Raw genomic sequence first — 3649 nt, forward strand, 5'->3', positions numbered from 1 at the left:
CCGGTCCAAGGTCGACCAGGAGGGCAGGGGGTTCGAGAAGGCGATCCCGCACGGCCGGTTCGTCCGGCCGGTGGCGCTCGTGCGGGAATGGCTCGACGCGGCCGGGATCTCGGCGGGTCCGGTGTTCCGGCCGGTGTCGCGATCGGGGCGGGTGCGGGGGAATTGCGCGCAGCTCGCGGCGCAGCCCGCACGCCTCACAGACCGATCCGTCGCCAACATCCTCCAGGGCTACTGCGCGGCCGCGGGGCTCGATGCGTCGACCTTCGGGGCGCACAGCCTGCGGGCGGGCTACATCACGACTGCGGCCGAGCGTGGGGCAGATCTTGCCCGCATCATGGATCAGTCTGGCCATCGAGATCCGCGGACGGTCGTCGGCTACATCCGGCGGGCGAACGCCTTCAAGGGGCACTCGGGGAGCGGGTTCCTTTAGTAAGGCAGACTGAGCTTCAGCTCTTCCTGCCACGATCGGCTGGTAGCTGCATGCGCGGCCGTCTGAGAGTTCAGCGCGGGGCCTAGGTAGTGTGACGGAGGGACACACTCAACAGCAATTAGGGAGAACCATCGCCGCACGCGAACTCAATACGCAACGAGCTACTCAATTCCATTATTGTGATTTCAGTCCTGAATTGGCGATCCAACCCGCTCAAGTTGTTACATATTCGTCATCAAATCAGTAGTCATTATGAAAATTACGACATAACGCACTGCGACATGCAATTAGCTACTGCGTTGACCCGCATAGATCAAGGTTCGAAACCCGTTTTCGCGGCAAGAGGCATATGTGCCGAACACGCATGCGAACTTCGCTTTTATGCCCGCGCTCGGCCTCAAATCCGTGTGCGACCTCAACACGGCCTTGCTGCTCGGTACCGCCCTGCTCGGCGGTCTTGCTGCAACAGCGGCGCTCCTGGGCTGGCTCTACCTACGTAGAAGGGCCACGCCAGACAGTCCGAGGTTTCTTCGGCAACCGACATGTGGGGAGGATGGGCATGTCGAACGCGATCGTCCCCATTAGCTGCCTGATGATCAGCATCGCCACGGCGATCTCTACTGCTGACCCGGCGGGCGCGCAGTCGCAGCAACCCAGGGCAGGGCGGTTCGCCTCGACACGCGATAACAAGGATCCTCCGGCGCCACCTCTGCCACCGGCTGTCAATCCGTCTCCTCTGCCGCGTGCGCCAGACAGCGACGGTAACCGCGAAGCGTACAGTCGAGCTACCGCGGAGAAAAGTGAGGTGCGTTTCGGCCTGATCGCCCCGTTCTCCGGCGCGAACAAGGAATTCGGTCGTCAACTCGCGATCGGCATTGAGACCGCCTTCAACGCCGCTAACGATGGTGGTGGGATCGGCGCATACCGACTCAAGCTCATTACCGCCGACGACGGCTACGAGCCGACGCGCACGCCCGCCCTCGTGCAGCGTATGGCCGAGAAGGACGGAGTCGTGGGCTTCGTCGGGAATTTCGGCACCCCGACCGCGGCGGCGGTCTTGCCCTGGGTGCTCAATCACAAGCTGCTGTTCTTCGGCGCCTATACCGGCTCGAACCTCGTACGTGCTGTTCCGCCCGACCGCTACGTCTTCAACTACAGGCCGAGCTACGCCGAGGAAACCGAGGCCGTCGTCCGCTACCTCGTGAACGTGCGCGGGCTGAAGCCGCGCGAGATCGTGGTGTTCGCGCAGGACGATCCCTTTGGAGAGGCTGGCTACGATGGTGTCGTCAAGGCGCTGCGCACGATCCAGGGGCGGTATGAGCCGCCGCCTCTGAAGCTCACCTATAAGCGCAACACCATCGACGTAGCCGGCGCGGTCGCCGCACTGCGGACGCGTAGGCCTCAGCCCAAAGCAATCGTCATGGCGGCGCTGTATCGGCCAGCGGCCGAGTTCATCAAGCTCACCCGGTCGCTCTATCCGCAGATGATCTACACCGACGTGTCTGCGGTGGGCGCTACAGCACTGGCCGAGGAACTCGCCATGGTCGGGCCGAACCTCGGTACGGGCGTACTGATCACGCAGGTCGCGCCGGCGGTGGGAGGCCACTCGAAGGCCGTGCTGAACTTCAAGACCCTGCTGGCCAAGTACTTCCCTGGTGAGCAGCCGGACTACGTGTCGCTGGAGGCTTACATCAACGCCAAGATCGTGATCGAGGCGACGCGGCGGATCGCAGCGACGCCGGGAGCAAAGGTCGATGGCGACACGCTGGCAGATGCGCTGGAAGGGCTTGGGAGCTTCGACCTGGGCCTTGGGACGCCGCTAAAGTTTGATCAAAGCGAGCATCAAGCCTCGCACATGATCTGGGGGACCCAGCTCGACGAGAACGGGAAGTTCGTCGTGGTGGGCCTGCAGTAGGAGATAACAGCACACACCTTGGGAGTAAACGCATAGGCGGCGCGTCAGTTTCGGACGGGGTTTAGCTCAATAGACTGGCCGGTCATCACGCGTGTAGGAGTTGCGTATGTCGGACGACGAAGATCGACGTCGAGATGACCGTAAGCAGCCGTTGTCGCTCGGCTCAGACGGCAAGGTAAGAACCCGAAGCAAACGTCAGAATGGTGTTCGCGAAGCGCGCCACGACTTGGCGGTCGAGTTTGTCGACCGGCTCGAACAAGCGCTGCGCAATATGTTCAGGCAGTAGGCACCGGGTACTCAACCAGACGCTCATTCTCCCGGTGTTCAGCAGGCAGAACCGCAATGAGAGCTATTGCTCAGGATCAAGCTGACAAGCTTTTGCGACTGACCGGAGAGTTGGCGAACCAAGTCGTGCGCGCCCGTGCCATGGGTCGCCCGGTCTCCAGGATTGAAGCCGAAGCACTGGCCGGTGCCCTGCATACCCTACAGGAATATGGGATTAGTTATCCCAATGGACTAACAACAGCTTTAGATCAGTACGATGAACTATGCGCAAAGGAAGATCCAAGCCGTAAGCAGCAGGATGAAGCCGACCCTAAGCTGATCCGGCCTCCACAAGTTAGCGCGCTTCCACGACGGATATTTAGCTTGCTAGGTCTGGGTCGATAACGACCCTTGTGCCGCAGATGCTCGCCAGCGTTGGAAGGCAGACGCGGGTGTGGCTATAGGTGCAAAGCCGATTTTAGGTGTCTGTCGCAGCCGGTCATCCTCGCCGTAATCTTCCAGCGAGCGTTGGGCAGGATCCATAGCCCGCAAGTATCCTACACCTTAGCAGCTTCCTGGGCCTTCCGCGGCCGACCAGCCCGCTTCGGCTTGTCGGAGACGGTCTCTGCGGGCTCGACAGCTTCCGGAGTGACCATCCTGCCTTTGTGGCCAAGCCTGCTACCCCGAGCTAATTCGGCGCGCATCGTCGAGTAATTGGGGGCTGTCATCGGATAGTCCCGTGGCAGGCCGTAGCGCTGCAGGTACTGCTCGATCGTCATGCCATTGCTGGTGAGATGGCGCTTGAGCGTCTTGTACGGCTTGCCGTCGACAAACGAAATCAGCGCGTCTGGCGTGATCGACTTGCGGATCTGAACGGCAGTCAGCTTCTGGGATGGCGGAGGCTGGGTTTCGCTACCTCGCCCAAGCCCGCCAAGCGCCGCATGCATGCTGGCGATCAAGGCTGGTAGCTCCGCTGGCGGCACACGATTGTTCGACACGTAGGCTGAGACGAGGTTCGTCGTCAGACCGGTATAATCGGT

At 61.6% G+C, this 3649-nt stretch carries 4 protein-coding genes; 3 read left to right on the forward strand and 1 reads right to left on the reverse strand.

The features are described from left to right. The 3 genes from MKK82_RS01700 to MKK82_RS01710 form a co-directional block, all read left to right on the forward strand. Positions 1-430, forward strand: a 430-nt coding sequence (locus tag MKK82_RS01700) for a tyrosine-type recombinase/integrase (RefSeq protein WP_243984452.1), incomplete at its 5' end; no start/stop codon positions are given. A gap of 559 nt (positions 431-989) precedes the next feature. Continuing rightward, the gene (locus tag MKK82_RS01705; protein WP_243984454.1) at positions 990-2345 is read left to right on the forward strand and encodes an ABC transporter substrate-binding protein; all 1356 of its coding nucleotides are present in this window, start codon (positions 990-992) and stop codon (positions 2343-2345) included. 106 nt (positions 2346-2451) lie between these two features. Then, positions 2452-2631, forward strand: coding sequence for a hypothetical protein (locus tag MKK82_RS01710; protein WP_243984456.1), 180 nt, complete (start codon positions 2452-2454; stop codon positions 2629-2631). Positions 2632-3166: 535 nt separating this feature from the next. On the opposite strand, the gene MKK82_RS01715 is transcribed toward MKK82_RS01710, so the two are convergent. Continuing rightward, on the reverse strand, positions 3167-3649 hold a 483-nt coding region (locus tag MKK82_RS01715), incomplete at its 5' end, for a MucR family transcriptional regulator (protein ID WP_243984457.1).

Origin of the sequence: Methylobacterium sp. E-046 (assembly GCF_022829625.1) — a bacterium.
GTDB classification, from domain to species: domain Bacteria; phylum Pseudomonadota; class Alphaproteobacteria; order Rhizobiales; family Beijerinckiaceae; genus Methylobacterium; species Methylobacterium longum.